General features: G+C 67.5%; 16 protein-coding genes. 9 read left to right on the top strand and 7 right to left on the bottom strand.

Annotated elements, in window-relative coordinates; translation table 11 throughout:
* Positions 1–3: 3 nt before the first annotated feature.
* The 3 genes from HHL11_RS20290 to dnaG all read right to left on the bottom strand — a co-directional run bounded on the left by HHL11_RS20290 (position 4) and on the right by dnaG (position 5,935).
* Positions 4–1,212, bottom strand: a complete 1,209-nt coding sequence (locus tag HHL11_RS20290; protein WP_169420382.1) for an AGE family epimerase/isomerase — start codon at positions 1,210–1,212, stop codon at positions 4–6.
* Positions 1,213–1,372: 160 nt separating this feature from the next.
* Complete coding sequence (rpoD, locus tag HHL11_RS20285) at positions 1,373–3,751, bottom strand: RNA polymerase sigma factor RpoD (protein ID WP_169420381.1); 2,379 nt, start codon at positions 3,749–3,751, stop codon at positions 1,373–1,375.
* Between the two features lie 249 nt (positions 3,752–4,000).
* On the bottom strand, positions 4,001–5,935 hold the full coding sequence (dnaG, locus tag HHL11_RS20280; RefSeq protein WP_169420380.1) for a DNA primase: 1,935 nt from the start codon (positions 5,933–5,935) through the stop codon (positions 4,001–4,003).
* Positions 5,936–6,014: 79 nt separating this feature from the next.
* Between dnaG and HHL11_RS20275 the strand changes: the two genes are divergently transcribed.
* Both HHL11_RS20275 and HHL11_RS20270 read left to right on the top strand, forming a co-directional pair.
* A complete protein-coding gene (locus HHL11_RS20275; RefSeq protein WP_169420379.1) occupies positions 6,015–7,655 on the top strand; it encodes an acyl-CoA synthetase in 1,641 nt (546 codons plus the stop codon).
* A 158-nt stretch (positions 7,656–7,813) separates the two neighbouring features.
* Positions 7,814–8,725, top strand: coding sequence for a YihY/virulence factor BrkB family protein (locus HHL11_RS20270; protein ID WP_425355216.1), 912 nt, complete (start codon positions 7,814–7,816; stop codon positions 8,723–8,725).
* Here HHL11_RS20270 and HHL11_RS20265 read toward each other — a convergent pair.
* Complete coding sequence (locus HHL11_RS20265; protein ID WP_169420378.1) at positions 8,673–9,431, bottom strand: 3-hydroxyacyl-CoA dehydrogenase; 759 nt, start codon at positions 9,429–9,431, stop codon at positions 8,673–8,675. The genes HHL11_RS20270 and HHL11_RS20265 overlap by 53 nt on opposite strands.
* 50 nt (positions 9,432–9,481) lie before the next feature.
* On the opposite strand from HHL11_RS20265, the gene HHL11_RS20260 reads away from it, so the two are divergent.
* The gene (locus HHL11_RS20260; protein ID WP_169420377.1) at positions 9,482–10,405 is read left to right on the top strand and encodes a patatin-like phospholipase family protein; all 924 of its coding nucleotides are present in this window, start codon (positions 9,482–9,484) and stop codon (positions 10,403–10,405) included.
* 139 nt (positions 10,406–10,544) lie between these two features.
* Here the strand turns inward: HHL11_RS20260 and HHL11_RS20255 are convergent, their stop codons facing one another.
* On the bottom strand, positions 10,545–11,099 hold the full coding sequence (locus HHL11_RS20255) for a phasin family protein (protein ID WP_169420376.1): 555 nt from the start codon (positions 11,097–11,099) through the stop codon (positions 10,545–10,547).
* Between the two features lie 178 nt (positions 11,100–11,277).
* On the opposite strand from HHL11_RS20255, the gene HHL11_RS20250 reads away from it, so the two are divergent.
* Genes HHL11_RS20250 through HHL11_RS20240 form a run of 3 tightly spaced genes read left to right on the top strand, consistent with a single transcriptional unit; the run spans position 11,278 to position 13,366 of the window.
* Positions 11,278–12,207, top strand: a complete 930-nt coding sequence (locus tag HHL11_RS20250; protein ID WP_169420375.1) for a histone deacetylase family protein — start codon at positions 11,278–11,280, stop codon at positions 12,205–12,207.
* Positions 12,204–12,638: an acyl-CoA thioesterase gene (locus tag HHL11_RS20245; protein ID WP_169420374.1), complete on the top strand. Its 435-nt coding sequence runs from the start codon at positions 12,204–12,206 to the stop codon at positions 12,636–12,638. Before HHL11_RS20250 ends, HHL11_RS20245 begins: the two co-directional genes overlap by 4 nt.
* Positions 12,635–13,366 (top strand): nitroreductase, encoded by a 732-nt coding sequence (locus HHL11_RS20240; RefSeq protein ID WP_169420373.1) that lies wholly within the window; start codon positions 12,635–12,637, stop codon positions 13,364–13,366. Before HHL11_RS20245 ends, HHL11_RS20240 begins: the two co-directional genes overlap by 4 nt.
* Before the next feature lie 4 nt (positions 13,367–13,370).
* On the opposite strand, the gene HHL11_RS20235 is transcribed toward HHL11_RS20240, so the two are convergent.
* Together HHL11_RS20235 and HHL11_RS20230 are read right to left on the bottom strand one after the other, a co-directional pair.
* Positions 13,371–13,943, bottom strand: coding sequence for a hypothetical protein (locus HHL11_RS20235; RefSeq protein WP_169420372.1), 573 nt, complete (start codon positions 13,941–13,943; stop codon positions 13,371–13,373).
* 17 nt (positions 13,944–13,960) lie between these two features.
* Positions 13,961–14,209 (bottom strand): CsbD family protein, encoded by a 249-nt coding sequence (locus HHL11_RS20230; protein ID WP_169420371.1) that lies wholly within the window; start codon positions 14,207–14,209, stop codon positions 13,961–13,963.
* Between the two features lie 177 nt (positions 14,210–14,386).
* On the opposite strand from HHL11_RS20230, the gene HHL11_RS20225 reads away from it, so the two are divergent.
* From HHL11_RS20225 to HHL11_RS20215, 3 genes are read left to right on the top strand one after another with little or no spacing between them, the layout of a single operon-like run.
* Entirely contained in the window at positions 14,387–15,799 is a 1,413-nt protein-coding gene (locus HHL11_RS20225; RefSeq protein ID WP_169420370.1) for a sodium:proton antiporter, read from the top strand.
* A complete protein-coding gene (locus HHL11_RS20220; RefSeq protein WP_169420369.1) occupies positions 15,796–16,785 on the top strand; it encodes a 2-hydroxyacid dehydrogenase in 990 nt (329 codons plus the stop codon). The genes HHL11_RS20225 and HHL11_RS20220 overlap by 4 nt, the downstream gene beginning before the upstream one ends.
* The gene (locus HHL11_RS20215; RefSeq protein ID WP_342593251.1) at positions 16,785–18,224 is read left to right on the top strand and encodes a DNA recombination protein RmuC; all 1,440 of its coding nucleotides are present in this window, start codon (positions 16,785–16,787) and stop codon (positions 18,222–18,224) included. Before HHL11_RS20220 ends, HHL11_RS20215 begins: the two co-directional genes overlap by 1 nt.
* Positions 18,225–18,290: the final 66 nt, after the last annotated feature.

The raw sequence follows: 18,290 nt of genomic DNA, 5'->3' as shown, positions 1-18,290 counted from the left end.
GCTTCAGCGCGCGATGATTTCGTAGCACGCACCGGTCGTGTGGTAGTCCACCTTGCCGGCCGGGCTCTTCTCGTCGGTCGTGTTGACGTTCTCGCGCGTGAGCAGGCGGAACCAGGCGCCGTGTTCATGGTCGACCCAGTGGCGCCAGCAGTAGGCCCACAGGCGCTCTTCCCAGTCCCAGTACACCGTCTTGCCGGTGCGGCGGAACAGCACCACCGCCGTGGCCATGCTCTCGCACTGCACCCAGTGGTACTTGCGGTCGTCGCAGATGGTGAAGTCGGGCGCGAAGCCGTAGTAGAGGCCTTCGTACTCCGGATCCCAGGCCTTGGCGAACGCGCGTTCGAACAAGGCTTCGGCGCGCGGCAGCAGCCAGGGCTGCGGGCGATGGCGCTCGAGGATCAGCAACAGCTTCGCCCACTCGGTGAAGTGTCCCGGCTGGTAGCCCCAGGGCCGGAAGATGTTGCTCATGTCGTTCTTGTTGTAGTCCCAGTCGACCGACCAGTCGGGGCGGTAGTGTTCCCAGATCATCAGGCCGTCGGTCAGCGCGGTTTGCCGCACGCAGATGTTCTCGGCCACCAGCGCGGCGCGATCCAGGAAGCGCTCGTCGTTCGTCGCTTCGTAGGCGGCCAGGCAGGCTTCGACCGAATGCATGTTCGCGTTCTGGCCGCGGTAGTCCTTCAACTGCCAGTCGGGCGTCGCCTCGTCCGCGTACAGGCCGTGGTCGGCCTGCCAGAAGCGGCGCTCCATGAGATCGAAGGTCTCGTACAGCCAGTCGCGCGCTTCCGGGATGCCGGCCATCACGGCATGCGCGTAGGCGAGCAGTACGAAGGCCAGGCCGTAGCAGTGGTTGGTGCCATCGATCACCGTGGCGCGGCCCTGGTCCCAATGCAGTTGCCAGGCATAGCCGCCCGTGGCGGGGTTGCGGTGCACGTCGCGCAGAAAGGCGACGGCCCGCCGCGTGTTGTCCATATACGCCGGTGTGTCCGGGAAGTGCCGCGCCGCCATCGCCCAGACGAAGACATAGCGCGTGCTGCTCACCAGGTGGCGCGTGTGGGCGTCGAAGACGCTGCCGTCGTCCTTCAGGAAATGGAAGAAGCCGCCGCTCGGGTCGGTGGCCCGCGGGTGGTAGAAGGCCAGCGTGTGGCGTACATGGGCCAGGATGGCCTGGCGGTCATGGATGTCCGGCAGGGGTGGGAGGGCGGGGCTCGGCATGGTTGCTTATGCGTATGAGCGGAATGGTAATTCGTATAAGCAACTCTGCCAAGCCGACTCGACCTGGGGTTTTCCATGGGAAGCGGGCAAAAGAAAAGCGGCCCGCAGGCCGCTTTCGTGAATGCCCTGGGTCCCCGCCTGCGCGGGGATGACGAGGGAGTTACAGCGTGTCGATGAACGACCGCAGCTTGTCCGACCGGCTCGGATGCTTCAGCTTGCGCAGCGCCTTCGCCTCGATCTGGCGGATGCGCTCGCGGGTGACGTCGAACTGCTTGCCGACTTCTTCCAGCGTGTGGTCCGTGCTCATCTCGATGCCGAAGCGCATGCGCAGCACCTTGGCTTCGCGCGGGGTCAGCGAGTCGAGGATGTCCTTCACCACGTCGCGCAGGCCTGCCTGCATGGCGGCTTCGATCGGCGCGGTGTTGGTGCTGTCCTCGATGAAATCGCCCAGGTGGGAATCGTCGTCGTCCCCGATCGGCGTTTCCATGGAGATCGGCTCCTTGGCGATCTTCATGATCTTGCGGATCTTGTCTTCCGGGATCTCCATCTTGGCCGCCAGGATGCCGGCGTCCGGCTCGAAGCCGAATTCCTGCAGGTGCTGGCGCGAGATGCGGTTCATCTTGTTGATGGTCTCGATCATGTGCACCGGGATGCGGATCGTGCGGGCCTGGTCCGCGATCGAGCGCGTGATGGCCTGCCGGATCCACCAGGTGGCGTAGGTCGAGAACTTGTAGCCGCGGCGGTATTCGAACTTGTCCACCGCCTTCATCAGGCCGATGTTGCCTTCCTGGATCAGGTCCAGGAACTGCAGGCCGCGGTTGGTGTACTTCTTGGCGATCGAGATCACGAGGCGCAGGTTGGCCTCGATCATCTCCTTCTTCGCGTCGCGCGACGAAGACTCGCCTTCGTTCATGCGGCGGTTGATTTCCTTCAGCTCGCCCAGGGGCACCACCACCTTCGACTGCAGGTCGGCCAGCTTCTGCTGCAGTTCCTGGATGGCCGGGATGTTGCGCTGGATCACGACGCTCCAGGGCTTGCCGGCGGCGGCCTGCTTTTCCACCCACTGGCGGTTCAGCAGGTTGGGCGGGAATTCCTTGATGAAGGTTTCCTGCGGCATGCCGCACTTGTCGACGATGATGCGGCGCAGCTCGCGCTCCTTCTTGCGCACGTCGTCGACCTGGCCGCGCACCATGTCGCACAGCTTCTCGATGGTCTTCGCCGTGAAGCGGATGGTCATCAGCTCGTCGGACAGGGCGTGCTGGGCCTTCTGGTAGGCGGGCGAACCCCAGCCTTCCTTGTCGTAGACCTTGTGCACCTTCTCGAACAGGCCGGCGATGCGGTCGAAGCGCTCCAGCGCCTGCGCCTTCAGCTCTTCGAGCTTCTTGGTCAGCGCCTTGCTGCCGCCGGAGCCGTCGTCGTCGTCATCGGCGTCGAACTCGTCGAAGTCTTCCTCGGCCACGTAGTCGTCGGCTTCGTTCGGGTTGGAGAAGCCGTCGACGATGGTGGAGATGACGATCTTGCCTTCGCGGATGTCCGCGGCCATGCGCAGGATCTCGGCGATGGTGGCGGGCGAAGCGGAGATGGCCTCCATCATCGCCATCAGGCCGCCTTCGATGCGCTTGGCGATTTCGATTTCGCCTTCGCGCGTCAGCAGTTCCACGGTGCCCATTTCGCGCATGTACATGCGCACGGGGTCGGTGGTGCGGCCGAATTCGCTGTCCACGGTGGACAGGGCGGCTTCGGCTTCCTCTTCGGCTTCTTCTTCCGTCGCGGCGGTGGGGCCGGTGTTCGTCAGCAGCAGCGTCTCGGCATCGGGCGTCTGCTCGTACACGGCCACGCCCATGTCGTTCAGCATGGACACCACGACTTCCAGCGTCTCGGCGTCGACCAGCTTGTCCGGCAGGTGGTCGGAGATCTCGGCGTGCGTCAGGTAGCCGCGCGTCTTGCCCAGCTTGATCAGCATCTTCAAGCGCTGGCGGCGCTTGAGCATTTCCTCTTCGGTGAGGACGGTCTCGTCCAGGCCGAATTCCTTCATCAAGGCGCGTTCCTTCGCCTTGCTGATCTTCATGCGCAGGGGCTTGACCTTCTCGGCCACCGCCTCGACCACGGGTTCGCTGTCGGCGAATTCGGCCTCGATGTCACCCAGGTCCGCGTCGTCTTCCGGCTTGCCGGCTTCCGCGGTGGTGGCCGCCTTGGGCTTGCGGCCGCGCTTGGCGCCGCCCGTGGCCTTGGCCGTCGAGTCGGACTCGGCGGCCGCGTTCTTGGGCGGGCGGCCGGGTTTCTTCTTCACCACCTCTTCGGTGGCGGCAGCGGTCTTCGCGGTCTTCTTCGGTTCTTCCTTGGCGGCGGCCTTGTCGGCCTTGGCTATGGACTTGGTGGGCACGGGCTTCGTTACTTTCGTCGGGGCGGATACTTTGGGGGAAGCGGCGTCACTCTTCACGACCTTCAGCGACGCCTTGGCGGCAGGGGCTGTGGCTTTGACCGGTTTGCTGGCAACAGGTTTCGCGGCGGCGGCTTTCGCGGACTTCTGGGCGGGCATAGGACCTCGTAAAAACGGCAGGAACACAAAAGCGCCACGGACCCGGCGCGGGTAGTGAAGAGGCTCGTCACGAGGACGCGCCTTTTAGGGGCAAGATGGGTGGGCGATCATTTGGGGTGCAGCCCTTGCGGTAGTTTGGCCTGGCCCGCTATCTGGGGCGCCGCGCAGGGTGCGCGGCTGGCCGGTCCGGAGGTGCTGCTGTCGCTCTTGCCGCCAGCAAACCCTACATTATAGGATCAGCCGCCGATTTCAAGGCTTGGGGCCGGGTTTTTGCTGTTCCAGCAAGGCCTTGTAGCGGGCGAAAGCAGCCGGATCGGTGGTGGCGGCGGCCGCCAGGCGCTTCATTTCGTCCTCGCGGCGGCTCTGCTTTTCCTTGGCGAGGATGTCCGCCAGTTCGGCGGGGTCGCTGTCCACGCCGGCCGGCACCTTGGCGAGCTCTTGCCGGACGACCTGCTCGAAGCCGTGGCCCTGCAGGGCTTCCTGCAGCACTTCCCAGGGCTGGGGGCCGTGGTCGTGGTGCTGGCTGTCGAGCCAGGTGAAAAGCGGCCCGTGCGGCTCGGGCAGCTCGCACAGCAGGTGGTGCTCGTCGTTGCTGAGGCGGTCCCAGGCGGCCGGCTCCGCGAACAGGATCTGCAGCGCCCGGGTGGCGCGGTTGACGGGCACGCCGCGGCCCTGCATGCGCGGCGGCGGCGCTTCGTCCCGGCGGCCTTTCCAGCGGCGCTTGCCGCCACCGCCGCCTTGGCGGCGCTGCGGGCTGGGTTCGTGCCAGGAGCCGCCGCCGGCGTCGCTCTCGACGTGGTAGCTGGCGTCGGGCCAGTCGCCATCGCCGTAAGCGTCGTCGGACCGGTGGCTGCCGTCCGGGCGCGCGGACCGGCCCTTGCCGCTGCCGCGTTCCTGCCAGAGCTCGCCCAGTTCCGCGGCTGGAAGCTGGGCCAGTTCCGCGATCTCGGTCAGCAGCTGGCGCTTGAGCGCGCCATCGGGCAGCTGGGTCCACAGCGGCTTGGCATTGGCGGCCATGTGGGCCCGGCCTTCGGCGGTGGACAGGTCGCAGCCATCGCGCGAGGACTCCACCAGGAAGCGCGAGAGCGGTGTCGCGTCGCCCACGTAGCGGGCGAAGGCGTCGCCGCCGTGTTCGCGGATGAAGCTGTCCGGGTCGTGCTCGGACGGCAGGAACAGGAACTTCACGTTGCGCACGTCGGTGGCATAGGGCAGGGCGCCGTCCAGCGCCTTGCGGGCCGCGCGGCGGCCGGCGGCGTCGCCGTCGAAGCTGAACACCACGTTGTCGGTGAAGCGGAACAGCTTCTGGATGTGCTCGCCGGTGCAGGCGGTGCCCAGCGTGGCCACGGCCTGGGGGAAGCCCAGCTGCGCCAGCGCCACCACGTCCATGTAGCCCTCGGTCACCAGCACGTAGCCGGCGTCGCGGATGGCGTTGCGGGCTTCGAACAGGCCATAGAGCTCGCGGCCCTTGCTGAAGACCGGCGTCTCCGGCGAGTTCAGGTACTTGGGCTTGTCGTCGCCGAGCACGCGGCCGCCGAAGCCGATGCACTCGCCCTTGACGTTGCGGATGGGGAACATCACGCGGTCGCGGAAGCGGTCGTAGCGCTTGCCATCTTCCTCGTTGACGATCACCAGGCCGCTCTCGGCCAGCAGCGGGTCGTCGTAGGCCGGGAAGACGCTGGCCAGCGAGCGCCAGCCTTCCGGCGCGTAGCCGAGGCCGAAGGCCTTGGCGACCTCGCCGGATACGCCGCGCTTCTTGAAATAGGCGACGGCCTTGGGCGAGCTGCGCAGGTGCTTGCGATAGGCGGTGCCGGCCTTTTCGAGCACGTCGGTCAGCGTGGCCTGCTTCTTCTTCTGCTCCTGCTGGCGGACGCGCTCCGCCGGCGAGACGTCCTCGTCGGGCACCTGCATGCCGTACTGGCCGGCGAGGTCCTTCACCGCTTCCGGGAAGCCCATGCCGGCGTGTTCCATCAGGAAGCGGATGGCATTGCCGTTCTGGCCGCAGCCGAAGCAGTGATAGAACTGCTTGGTGGGGCTCACGGTGAAGGACGGCGACTTCTCCGCGTGGAACGGGCACAGGCCCTGGAAATTGGCCCCGGTCTTTTTCAGCTGGACGTAGCGGCCGACGATCTCGACGACGTCGGCGCGCGCGATGAGTTCATCGATGAAGGACTGGGGGATGGCCATGCTTGTGGTGTCTGCCCCGATTCTGCACCGGGCGGAATGCGGCTAACCTGCGCTTCCACCCCGGACCGGAGACCAGGCAATGGCCAGCATTTTCGACCAGGACCTCCCGCGCACCGAAGCGAACTTCACGCCGCTGTCGCCATTGTCCTTCCTGGAGCGGGCCGCCGAGGTTTACCCGCAACGTACCGCAGTGGTCCATGGGGCCATCCGGCGCAGCTGGCGAGAGACTTATTCCCGCTGCCGGCGGCTGGCCAGCGCCCTGCAGCGGGCTGGCCTGGCCAAGAACGACACCGTGGCCGTGATGCTGCCCAACGTACCGCCCATGGTGGAGGCGCACTTCGGCGTGCCGATGGCCGGCGCGGTGCTGAACGCGCTGAACACCCGGCTCGACCCGGAGGCCATCGCCTTCATGCTGGAACACGGCGAGGCGAAGGCGGTGATCGTCGATCCGGAGTTCGCGCCGGTGATGCAGAAGGCGATCGCGCTGCGCAAGGAGGCGAAGCCGCTGCTGGTGATCGACGCGGAGGACGCGCTTTTTCCCGGTCCGCGGATCGGCACGACGACCTACGAGGAATTCCTGGCCGGCGGCGATCCGGACTTCGCCTGGCAGCTGCCGGCCGACGAATGGGACGCCATCGCCCTGAACTACACCAGCGGCACCACCGGCAATCCCAAGGGCGTGGTCTACCACCACCGCGGCGCGGCCAGCAACGCCATCTCCAACATCCTCGAGTGGGACCTGCCCAAGCACGCGGTCTACCTGTGGACCTTGCCGATGTTCCATTGCAACGGCTGGTGCTTCCCGTGGACGGTGGCGGCGCGGGCCGGCGTCAACGTCTGCCTGCGCAAGGTGGAGGCGAGGGCGATGGCCGAGGCGATCCGCGAGCACGGCGTCACACACTACTGCGGCGCGCCCATCGTGCACGGCATGCTGGTGAACGCGCCCGAAGACGTGAAGCAGGGCCTGCCGCGCGGCGTCAAGGCCATGGTGGCGGGTGCGGCGCCGCCAGCCTCGCTGATCGAGGGCATGGAGAAGCTGGGCTTCGACCTCACGCACGTCTACGGCCTGACCGAGGTGTACGGCCCGGCCACCGCCTGCGCCAGGCACGAGGAATGGGACGGCCTGGACATCGGCGAGCGGGCGCGCCTGAACGCGCGCCAGGGCGTGCGCTACCACCTGCAGCGCAGCGCGCGCGTGCTGGACCCGCAGACGATGCGGCCCGTGCCCTGGGACGGCGAGACCATGGGCGAGATCATGTTCCAGGGCAACATCACCATGAAGGGCTACCTGAAGAACGCCAAGGCGACCGCGGAAGCTTTCGCTGGCGGCTGGTACCACACGGGCGACCTGGCGGTGCAGTACCCGGACGGCTACATCAAGATCAAGGACCGCAGCAAGGACATCATCATCTCCGGCGGCGAGAACATCTCCTCGATCGAGGTGGAGGACGTGCTGTACCGGCATCCGGCCGTGCTGGCTGCGGCCGTGGTCGCGCGCCCAGACCCCAAGTGGGGCGAGACGCCTTGCGCCTTCCTGGAACTGAAGGCCGGCGCGACGTTGACGGCCGAAGAGGTGGTGGCGCATTGCAGGAAGCACCTGGCCGGATTCAAGGTGCCGAAGGCCGTGGTGTTCGGCGAACTGCCCAAGACCTCCACCGGCAAGATCCAGAAATTCGAACTGCGCAAGAAGGCCGGTTCGGCCAGCGCCATCGACGTATGAGGAGACGATGCGCCGCACGCCGATGGCGTCCTTCGGCTACGGCGGCCCGAGCGCGCGGCGCGGCTGTGACCCGTACAGCCCCATGTCGCACCTGGGCTTTCGTTGCGTGAAGAGCGCATGACAACCTGAAACGCGCGGCCTTCGGCATACTCGCCGCCATGCGAATGCTGAGTCCGTCGGGGGCCTATGTGCTGGCCCATCCCGCCGAGTTCGTGCTCCGGGTGCTGAAAGGCTTCAAGAACAACCAGGGCCTGCTGCTGGCCGGCGCGGTAGCGTACTACGCGCTGCTGTCCGTGGTGCCGCTGCTGATCCTGACTGTCATCGTGCTGTCCAACTGGATGGACCAGGAGGAACTGCTGTCCACGCTGGGCCGCTACCTCGAATGGCTGGTGCCGGGCCAGTCCACCGCGGTAGTCAACGAGCTGGCGAACTTCGTGCACAACCAGAGCGTCGTCGGCTGGGTGCTGCTGGGCACGATGCTGTTCTTCAGCTCGCTGGCCTTTTCGGTGCTGGAGAAGGCGATGGCGGTGATCTTCCTGCACCGCTTCGCCGTGCGGCACCGCCGCTTCCTGGTCTCGGCGCTGCTGCCCTACTGCTACATCTTCGCGCTGGGCTTCGGCCTGATGATCGTGACCTTCGTGTCCGGCGGCATCCAGGCGATGGCGCAGGACTCCATCCATTTCCTCGGCTGGGAATGGTCGCTGAGCGGCGTATCGGGCGTGCTGCTGTACCTGCTGGGATTCGCCGGCGAGATCGTGCTGATCACCTCGATCTACATGGTGATGCCGGTGGGCCGCCTGTGGTGGCGCCATGCGCTGGTCGGCGGCGTGACGGCCGCGGTGCTGTGGGAGATCACGCGGCGGGTGCTGGTGTGGTACTTCAGCACCCTGTCGAAGGTGAGCGAGGTGTATGGCTCGCTCACCACCGCGATCGTCGTCCTGTTCAGCCTGGAGATCGGCGCCACCTTGCTGCTGTTCGGGGCGCAGGTGATCTCCGACTACGAGCAGGTCGGGCGCCTCACTTCGGAGCCATCCGGATCGCGCCGTCGAGACGGATCACTTCGCCATTGAGCATGTCGTTCTCGAAGATGTGCTTCGCGAGCTTGGCGTAGTCCTGCGGCGTGCCCAGCCGCGAAGGGAAGGGCACGCTGGCGGCCAGGGCGTCCTGCACTTCCTGCGGCATGCCGAACAGCATGGGCGTGCCGAAGATGCCGGGGGCGATGGTCATGTTGCGGATGCCGTTGCGCGCCAGGTCGCGCGCGATGGGCAGGGTCATGCCGACCACGCCGCCCTTGGACGCGCTGTACGCGGCCTGGCCGATCTGGCCGTCGTAGGCCGCGACCGAGGCGGTGGAGATCATGCAGCCGCGTTCGCCGGTGGATTCCGGCTCGTTCTTCGCCATCGCGTCGGAGGCCAGGCGGATCATGTTGAAGCTGCCCACCAGGTTGACCATGACCGTCTTCGAGAACACGCCCAGGTTGTGCGGGCCGTTCTTGCCGACGGTCTTTTCGGCCGGCGCGATGCCGGCGCAGTTGACCAGGCCCATCAGCTTGCCCAGGGACACGGCCTTGGCGACCACGGCCTTGCCGTCCTCTTCCTGGCTGACGTCGCACTTCACGAAGGCGCCGCCGATCTCCTTGGCGACCGCCTCGCCTTTCTCGACCTGCATGTCCGCGACCACGACCTTGCCGCCGGCGGCGGCGAGCATGCGCGCCGTGCCTTCGCCGAGGCCGGACGCGCCACCCGTCACAATGAACACCTTGCCCTGGATTTCCATTCGCGCTCCTGGTTGACGTTTACGTAAACGTCATTATCACGACCTTTCCCATGCTTTCCCGATTTCCCCTGCGCGGCCTGGGTGCCGCAGTTCTCCTGGCGTGCCTGGCCGCCTGTTCCACGCCGCCGCGCGTGCCCGAAACCCCCGCCGCCCCCACGCCCCCGGTCGCCGTGGCCAAGTTGCCGCCGAAGATCGGCCTGGCGCTGGGTGGCGGCGCCGCCCGCGGCTTTGCCCACGTCGGCGTGATCCAGGTGCTGGAAGAAAACGGCATCAAGCCCGACCTGGTGGTCGGCACCTCGGCCGGCAGCCTGGTCGCGGCCATGTACGCCAGCGGACGCAACGGCCAGCAGTTGCAGGTCGCGGCCATGCAGATGGACGAGGCGGCCTTCGCCGACTGGACGCTGCCGCTCTTCAATCGCGGGGTGTTGCGCGGCGAGGCGCTGGCACGTTACGTCGACAACCAGGTCGGCCACAAGCTGATGGAGAACATGGCCATGCCGCTGGGCGTGGTCGCCACCGACCTGGCCAGCGGGCAGGGCGTGCTGTTCCAGCGCGGCGACACCGGCACGGCGGTGCGCGCGTCCAGCGCGGTGCCGGCGGTGTTCCTGCCGGTGCGCATCGGCCAGCACGAGTACGTCGATGGCGGCCTGGTGTCGCCGGTGCCGGTGCGCTATGCGCGGCAGATGGGCGCGGAGGTGGTGATCGGCGTCGACATCTCCAGCGCGCCCGAAGGCAACCCCTCGGGCGACACGCTGCAGGTGCTGCTGCAGACCTTCGCCATCATGGGCAAGAGCATCAACGGCTGGGAGCTGAAGGACGCCGACGTCGTCGTGCGGCCGGCGCTGCGCGGCATGAGCAGCGCGGACTTCACCAGCAAGAAGCGCGCGATCGAGGCGGGCCGGGCGGCGATGCAAGCCGCGCTGCCGCAGCTGAAGGCGGCCCTCGAAGCGAAGGCCCATACCGCCGCGCCGTAAATCGCCCACGCAAGAAAAAAGCCTCCAACGTTGCCGCTGGAGGCCGGAATGGATCCCTGTACCCGAGGTATCGAAAGGACCCGAGGAGACAACCTTTCGGTCCCCACTCAGGTGGGGACTCGCATGTTCAGTTCAAGGCTCAGGCGGCGCGCTTGGCCTTGGTCGTGCCCGTCTTGGCGGCGTTCACGGCGGTGCTGGCCACGGCGTTGAAGTTGGCTTCAGCGACGTCGCTGGCCTGCTTCACGGCCTTCTGCACGGATTCCAGGGCGTTGTTGCCGGCGGCAACGGCGCTCTTGAACACGGCGACGGCGGTCTCGGAGCCGGCCGGGGCGTTCTTGGCGGCGTTGTCCACGACGGCCAGGAACTTCTTCTGGGCGTCGGCCAGCTGGCCTTCGAAGGTCTTGGTGAACTCGGCGCCGGTGGCGGTGGCGATGTCGTACAGGTGGCGGCTGTAGGCGGCGGTCTTCTCGGACAGCGGCTGGAACAGGGCGGCTTGCACGGCCAGCAGTTCCTGGGCGTCCTTGACGCTCAGCACGGTCTGGGCGGCTTCGGCGCCTTCGGTCAGGGCGGCGCGGGAGGCGGTGATGTTCAGCTCGACGAGCTTCTCGACGCCTTCGAAGGCCTTTTGGGTCAGGCCGAACAGGGTTTCGACGTTTGCCTTTTGGGCGGCCAGCAGTTGCTCAGCGGTCAGCATGGTTTTCTCCAGAGTGGAATCAGTTGAGGGGACTTCGTTGTCTGCCTGAACGCCATGTTGCAGTGCAGCATGGATAGAAGTATAGGGGCGCGGCAGCCCAACGCAAGCCTCTTTTGTTGCGGAGCAGCATATTTAGGTGGTCCTACCTAAATCCGCCGTCGGCCTATGCTCCCGGCCCATGCGTGTCTTTTACGCCGACCAGTTCGTCCTGCCCCTGCCGCCGGGGCACCGCTTCCCGATGGAAAAGTACCGCCTGCTGCGCGACCGGCTGGCCGCGGAAGTGCCCGACATCCAGCTCATGCGGGCCGAACCCGCCACGGACGGGGAACTGGCCCTGGTCCACAGGCCGGGCTACATCCAGGGCATCAGCGAGGGCACGGTGGATCCTTCCATCATGCGGGAAATCGGCTTCCCGTGGAGCCAGGCCATGGCGGACCGGGCCCGGCGCTCGGTCGGCGCGACCATCGCCGCCTGCCGGGCCGCTTTCCAGGACGGCATCGCGGCCAACATCGCCGGCGGCACCCACCACGCCTATGCCGAGAAGGGCGGCGGCTTCTGCGTCTTCAACGATGCGGCCGTCGCCATCCGGCTGATGCAGGCCGAGCACGGGCGGCACAGCCGGAGGCCGCTGAAGGTGGCGATCGTCGACCTCGACGTCCACCAGGGCAACGGCACGGCCCGGATCTTCCGCGACGACACGAGCGTGTTCACGCTGTCCTTGCATGGCGCGAAGAACTTCCCCTTCCGCAAGGAGCCGGGCGACCTCGATGTGGACCTGCCGGATGGCACGGGCGACGAGGCCTACCTGCACGCCCTGGAGCACGCGCTGGAGGAACTGGGGCAGCGCTTCGACCCGGCGCTGGTGATCTACCTGGCTGGCGCCGACCCGCACGAGGGCGACCGCCTCGGCCGCCTGAAACTCACCTGGGACGGCCTCGAAGCGCGCGACCGCCGGGTGTTCGACTGGGCCTGGCAGCGCGGGCTGCCGCTGGCCTTCGCGATGGCAGGTGGCTACGGACATCGCATCGAGGACACGGTGCAGGTGCAGGTGAACACCTTTGCCGCGGCCGCGAGCTATGCGCGGCGCTGGCACAATCGGCCGCGATGACCGACAAGCCGCAGCCCGAAGGGCGCGAAGGCTACCGCGCCTTCCGCGCCATCCCCACCCGCTGGATGGACAACGACGCCTACGGCCACGTCAACAACGTCGTCTACTACAGCTGGTTCGACACCGCCGTCAACGCGCACCTGATCGAGCAGGGCGCCCTGGACATCCACGGTGGCGAGACCATCGGCCTGGTCATCGAGACCCAGTGCAATTACTTCGCGCCTGTGGAGTTCCCGCAGGTCGTGGAGGCCGGCCTGCGGGTGGCGCGCCTGGGCACGTCCAGCGTGCGCTACGAAGTGGGCCTGTTCCTGCAAGGCGGCGCGAGCACGGTGGCCAAGGGCCACTTCATCCACGTCTATGTCGACAAGGCGACGCGCCGGCCGGTGCCGCTGCCCGCCAACCTGAAGAAAGTCCTGGAGGCCCTGACTTGATTCCCGCTACCCCCCAGGTCACCACCGTGGTGACCGATTCCGATAGCGTCGATGCCGCGATCGCCAGCCGCTTTTCCTGCCGCGCCTTCCACCGCGAGCAGGAGGTGCCGCGCTCCACGATCGAGGAGATCCTGGCGGTGGCCAGCCGCGCGCCCTCGGGTACCAACATCCAGCCCTGGAACGTCTATGTGCTGCAGGGCGCCAGCCGCGATGCTCTGGTGGCCAAGACCTGCGAGGCGCACGACGCCGTGTATCGCGACCCGGAGCTGGCGGCGCGCTACCGCAGCGACCTGGACTACTACCCGACGAAGTGGTCCTCGCCCTTCATCGAGCGCCGGCGCGAGAACGGCTGGGGCCTCTACGGCCTGCTGGGCATCGCCCGCGGCGAGAAGGACAAGATGCATGGGCAGCACCAGCGCAACTACCAGTTCTTCGACGCCCCGGTGGGCCTGATGTTCACCATCGACAAGGTGCTGGGGCGCGGCTCGCTGATGGACTGCGCGATGTTCATGCAGAACGTGATGGTGGCCGCGCGGGCGCGCGGGCTGCACACCTGCCCGCAGGCGGCCTGGCTGGAATATGCGGCGGTGGTGCTGCCGCACATCGGTGCCGGCGACAACGAGATGCTGGTGGCGGGGATGTCGCTGGGGTATGCGGACGTGGGGGCGACGGTGAATCGCTTTCACACACCGCGCGAGGCGGTGGGGAATTTCACGCGCTGGCTTTGAAGGGTCAGAGCTTCCCGAAGCGCCGCCGAACGTCCATCAGGCAATTGTCCCTGCCATCTCCCGGCAGCATCTCGCAGCGCTCGCGCGCCGCATTGAACTGCGCCTGTGCGATCTTCTGCTCGCGCTCGGTCCGCTCGCGCACGATGCCGTCGGACTTCATCTGCTGCGCGACCACTTCCTTCTGCAGCCTGGCATCGGCCTTGGCGTCGGCCAGCACCGACTTGGCGTCCTTGCGGCAGACCTCGCGGGCCGCGCCATCGAGCGGCCGGCAGCGCTGCAGCGACACGCCGTAGGCCGCTTCGGCCCGGGCGACGCGCACCTTTTCGTCGTTGTCCGCCGTGGGCTTGAACTGCATCGCCAGCTGTGCCTGCGCGATGTCGCGCTCGCCGCGCACCTGCTCCTGGCAGACGTCGCGCGCGTTGCCGTCCAGCCGCTTGCAGCGGCCCTTGGCCGCGGAGTATTCGGCCTCGATGCGCATGTCCTGCGCCTTGTAGGCTTCCTTGGTCATGGTCTGGGCCGAGGCGCCGACCATGCAGAGCAGGGCAGCGGCGGCCCATCCGGCGATGCGGTACTTCATGCGAACGCTCCTGCGCTTTACTGGCTGCGTTCGCGCCGCCGCTGCGGCGCGCCGTCCAGGCGGAATTCGGGGTTGCGGCCTTCCCAGTTCTTCACCTGGCGCTCGGCCTCGTCCTTGGCCAGCCCGTGGCGCTGCTGGATGCGCCCGAGCAACTGGTCGCGCCGGCCGGCGATGACGTCGAGGTCGTCGTCGGTCAGCTTGCCCCACTGTTCCCGCACCTTGCCTTTCAGCTGCTTCCAGCGGCCCTGGATGCGATCCTGGTTCATGCTTTCTCCCTGCGCCTTGCCGCGCATCGCCCCCGCATGCTGGCCGGCTGGCCTGGCTCAGCGGGTAGGAAGGCGGCCGCAGCCGCGGTAGGCAGCGGCCTACCGCGGTCGATTGGGTATGCTTCGCCTGAAGAGAACAATGCCCCGGAGTGCCGGGGACCGAGGAGACCCCCGAAGATGCGATTGATCCGGCCCGCCCGGCTGGCGGCCTTCCTGTTGCTGCTGCCGCAATTCGTTTCCGCCGCCGAAGTCGACGGCAGCCAGCTGTCCGCGGCCTGGGGCATCCCCTTCGCCGGCCTGCTGCTGTCGATCGCGCTGTGCCCGCTGCTCGCCACGAGGTTCTGGCACCACCACTATGGCAAGGCGACAGCGGCCTGGGCGCTGGCCTTCCTGCTGCCATTCGCGGCCCTGTTCGGGTTGCCGGCCGCCGGGACGGCGGTGGTGCATACGGTCGTCGGCGAGTACCTGCCATTCGTGATCCTGCTGGCCGCGCTGTTCGCGGTGTCCGGCGGCATCTACATCCGCGGCAACCTGCATGGCAGCCCGGCGCTGAACACGGGCATCCTGGCCATCGGCGCCGTGCTGGCCAGCTTCATGGGCACCACCGGCGCGTCGATGCTGCTGGTGCGCCCGCTGATCCGCGCCAACGACAACCGCCGGCACAGCGCGCACGTGTTCGTGTTCTTCATCTTCATCGTGTCCAATGCCGGCGGCTCGCTGACGCCGCTGGGCGACCCGCCTCTGTTCCTGGGCTTCCTGCAGGGCGTGGACTTCTTCTGGACCCTGCGCCACCTGCTTCCCATGACGGCCTTCCTGGTCGGGGCGCTGCTCGTGCTGTTCTACGCCCTGGACAGCTGGTACTACCGGCGGCGCGAGGAGGTCCGGCCGCGCGACCCGACGCCGGACACCCGCGGCATCGGCTTCGAGGGCGCGCGCAACTTCTGGCTGCTGGCCGCCATCGTGGCCCTGGTGCTGGCGAGCGGTGTGTGGAAGTCGCCGGTACGCTTCGACGTCTTCGGCGCCGAAATCGGCTTGCCGGACCTCGTGCGCGACCTGGGCCTGGTCCTGGTGGCCGTCGTGTCGATGGCGATCACGCCGCGCCAGGTGCACGAGGCCAACCAGTTCTCCTGGGGCCCGATGCTCGAAGTGGCCAAGTTGTTCGCGGGCATCTTCCTGACCATCATCCCGGTGATCGCGATGCTGCGCGCCGGCATGCACGGCGCCTTCGCGCCCGTCGTGGCCGCCGTCACGCGGCCGGACGGCACGCCCGACCCCGCCATGTATTTCTGGGCCAGCGGGGTGCTCAGCTCCTTCCTGGACAACGCGCCGACCTACCTGGTGTTCTTCAACACCGCGGGCGGCGACGCGCACCATCTCATGACGGAGCTGGCGCCGGTGCTGGCTGCCATCTCCGCCGGTTCGGTGTTCATGGGGGCCAACTCCTACATCGGCAACGCCCCCAACCTGATGGTCAAGGCGGTCGTGGAGGATCGAGGTGTCACAATGCCGGGTTTCTTCGGCTACATGGCGTGGTCGGTCGCCGTGCTGATCCCGCTGTTCCTGATCATCACCTTCGCGTGGTTCCGATGACCCAAGCCTCCATCCTCGTCGCCCGGGCCGTGTTCCCGGAGACCCTTGATTTCCTGCGGCGGCATTTCGAAGTCGAAAACAACCAGGCGGACGCCATCTGGTCCCCGGCCGAACTGCGGCAGAAGCTGCAAGGCAAGGCCGGCGTCCTCACCACCGGCAGCGAGCGCATCGACGCCGCGCTGCTGGACGCCTGCCCGCAGCTGAAGATCTGCGCCAACATGGCCGTGGGCTTCAACAACTTCGACGTCGCCGCCATGACGGCGCGCGGCGTGCTGGGCACCAACACGCCCGACGTGCTGACCGAGACCACCGCCGATTTCGGCTTCGCGCTGCTGATGGCGACCGCGCGCCGCATGACCGAGAGCGAGCATTTCCTGCGCGCCGGCCAGTGGAACAAGTGGGCGATCGACATGTTCGCCGGCGCCGACGTGCACGGCAGCACCCTCGGCATCCTGGGCATGGGCCGCATCGGCCAGGGCATCGCCAGGCGCGGCGCCCACGGCTTCGGCATGAACGTGATCTACCACAACCGCTCGCGGCTCTCGCCCGAGCTGGAAGCCGAGTGCAAGGCGCGCTACGTCTCCAAGGACGAACTGCTGCAAACCGCCGACCACCTGGTGCTGGTGCTGCCTTACGCGGCGGAATCGCACCATGCGATCGGCGCGGCCGAACTGGCGCAGATGAAGCCGACCGCCACGCTGGTCAACATCGCCCGCGGTGGCATCGTCGACGACGCCGCGCTGGCGCAGGCCCTGCGCGACAAGCGCATCGCGGCCGCCGGCCTGGACGTGTTCGAAGGCGAGCCGAAGGTCCACCCGGACCTGCTGGCGCTGTCCAACGTGGTGCTGACGCCCCACATCGCCAGCGCCACCATCCCCACGCGCCGCAAGATGGCGCAGCTCGCGGCCGACAACCTGGTGGGCTTCCTGGCCCAGGGCCAGCCCGTCACGCCGCTCAACCCCGAAGTGCTGAAGAAGAAGTCGTAGTGGAAATCTGGATCCTCATGGCGCTGGCGCTGGCCAGCGTCGTCCTGCTGGTGGCCTTGCTGCTGCGCAAGCCGCCCGTGCCCGAAACCGGCAAGGCCGAACTGCTGGCTGCCAGCGAACGCCTGGAGCGCGAGCTGCGGCGCGAGATCAGCGAATCGGGCCGCGGCCTGCGCGCCGAAGTCACGCAGACCCTGTCCACCTTCCAGCTGACGGTGACGCAGCAGGGCCAGGAGGCCAGCCGCACGCAGAACGCCCACGCGGACGCCTTCGCCCAGCAGCTGATGCAGACCCTGTCCGCCTTCCAGCAGACGCTGGTGCAGCAGGCGCAGGAAACCACCCGCACGCAGAACGCGCAGATCGACGCCTTCGCGCAGCAGCTGGCGCTGATGCAGAAGAGCCTGACCGACACGCTCAACACGCAGCTGCAGGGCCTGAGCGAAGCCAACGCGCGGCGCATCGCCGAAGTGCGGCAGACGCTGGAGACGCAGCTCAATGCGATGCAGCAGACCAACGCCGCCAAGCTCGACGAGATGCGCAAGACGGTGGACGAGAAGCTGCAGACCACGCTGGAAGCGCGCCTGGGCGAGAGCTTCAAGCAGGTGGCCGAACGCCTGGAGCAGGTGCACCACGGCCTGGGCCAGATGCAGTCCCTGGCGCAGGGCGTGGGCGACCTGCAGCGCGTGCTGACCAACGTCAAGACCCGCGGCATGTTCGGCGAAGTGCAGCTGGAAGCGCTGCTGGAGCAGGTGCTGACGCCGGAGCAGTACAGCCGCCAGGTGGAGACCAAGCCGCGCAGCAACCAGCGGGTGGACTTCGCCATCCGATTCCCGGGCCGCAGCACCGACGGCTCGCCGGTCTGGCTGCCGATCGACGCCAAGTTCCCGCGCGAGGACTACGAGCGCCTGCTCGATGCGCACGAGCATGCCGACGCCGCCGGCGTGGAAAGCGCCGGCCGCGCGCTGGAAGTGCGCATCCGCGAAGAGGCCAAGTCGATCTGCGAGTCCTACCTGAGCCCGCCGTACACGACCGACTTCGCCATCCTGTTCCTGCCGATCGAGAGCCTGTACGCCGAGGTGCTGCGCCGCCCGGGCCTGATGGACAAGATCCAGCGCGACTACCGCGTCACGCTGGCCGGCCCGACCACCTTGCTGGCCATGTTGAACAGCCTGCACATGGGCTTCCGCACGCTGGCGCTGGAGCAGCAGGCCTCGGAAGTGTGGAAGGTGCTGGGCGCGGTGAAGACCGAGTTCGAGCGCTATGGCGAATGGGTGGCCCGCATCAAGGAGCAGGTGCAGAAGGCGTCCGACACCCTGGAAAAGGCCGACACCCGCACCAAGCAGATGCGCCGCGCGCTGAAGGTGGTGGAGGCATTGCCCGAGGCCGACGCCCAGGCGCTGCTGCCGCAGGCCGACGAGAGCAGTGACGACGGCCAGTCCTGACAGCGCGGCCAGTCCGCGCGAGCTGTTCCGGCTGATCACCGGCCACGTCTTCCTGCACGCCACGAT

This window comes from Ramlibacter agri, from assembly GCF_012927085.1.
Classification (GTDB): domain Bacteria; phylum Pseudomonadota; class Gammaproteobacteria; order Burkholderiales; family Burkholderiaceae_C; genus Ramlibacter; species Ramlibacter agri.
Note: the sequence above shows the minus strand (reverse complement) of the source record. Positions and strands in the feature narration are given on the sequence as shown.

Coding starts and splice junctions, on each gene's coding strand:
- HHL11_RS20275 (WP_169420379.1), top strand. CDS start 6,015: ATGGCCAGCATTTTCGACCAGGACCTCCCGCGCACCGAAGCGAACTTC.
- HHL11_RS20270 (WP_425355216.1), top strand. CDS start 7,814: ATGCGAATGCTGAGTCCGTCGGGGGCCTATGTGCTGGCCCATCCCGCC.
- HHL11_RS20265 (WP_169420378.1), bottom strand. CDS start 9,431: ATGGAAATCCAGGGCAAGGTGTTCATTGTGACGGGTGGCGCGTCCGGC.
- HHL11_RS20250 (WP_169420375.1), top strand. CDS start 11,278: ATGCGTGTCTTTTACGCCGACCAGTTCGTCCTGCCCCTGCCGCCGGGG.
- dnaG (WP_169420380.1), bottom strand. CDS start 5,935: ATGGCCATCCCCCAGTCCTTCATCGATGAACTCATCGCGCGCGCCGAC.
- HHL11_RS20220 (WP_169420369.1), top strand. CDS start 15,796: ATGACCCAAGCCTCCATCCTCGTCGCCCGGGCCGTGTTCCCGGAGACC.
- HHL11_RS20290 (WP_169420382.1), bottom strand. CDS start 1,212: ATGCCGAGCCCCGCCCTCCCACCCCTGCCGGACATCCATGACCGCCAG.
- rpoD (WP_169420381.1), bottom strand. CDS start 3,751: ATGCCCGCCCAGAAGTCCGCGAAAGCCGCCGCCGCGAAACCTGTTGCC.
- HHL11_RS20230 (WP_169420371.1), bottom strand. CDS start 14,209: ATGAACCAGGATCGCATCCAGGGCCGCTGGAAGCAGCTGAAAGGCAAG.
- HHL11_RS20245 (WP_169420374.1), top strand. CDS start 12,204: ATGACCGACAAGCCGCAGCCCGAAGGGCGCGAAGGCTACCGCGCCTTC.
- HHL11_RS20225 (WP_169420370.1), top strand. CDS start 14,387: ATGCGATTGATCCGGCCCGCCCGGCTGGCGGCCTTCCTGTTGCTGCTG.
- HHL11_RS20235 (WP_169420372.1), bottom strand. CDS start 13,943: ATGAAGTACCGCATCGCCGGATGGGCCGCCGCTGCCCTGCTCTGCATG.
- HHL11_RS20255 (WP_169420376.1), bottom strand. CDS start 11,099: ATGCTGACCGCTGAGCAACTGCTGGCCGCCCAAAAGGCAAACGTCGAA.
- HHL11_RS20260 (WP_169420377.1), top strand. CDS start 9,482: ATGCTTTCCCGATTTCCCCTGCGCGGCCTGGGTGCCGCAGTTCTCCTG.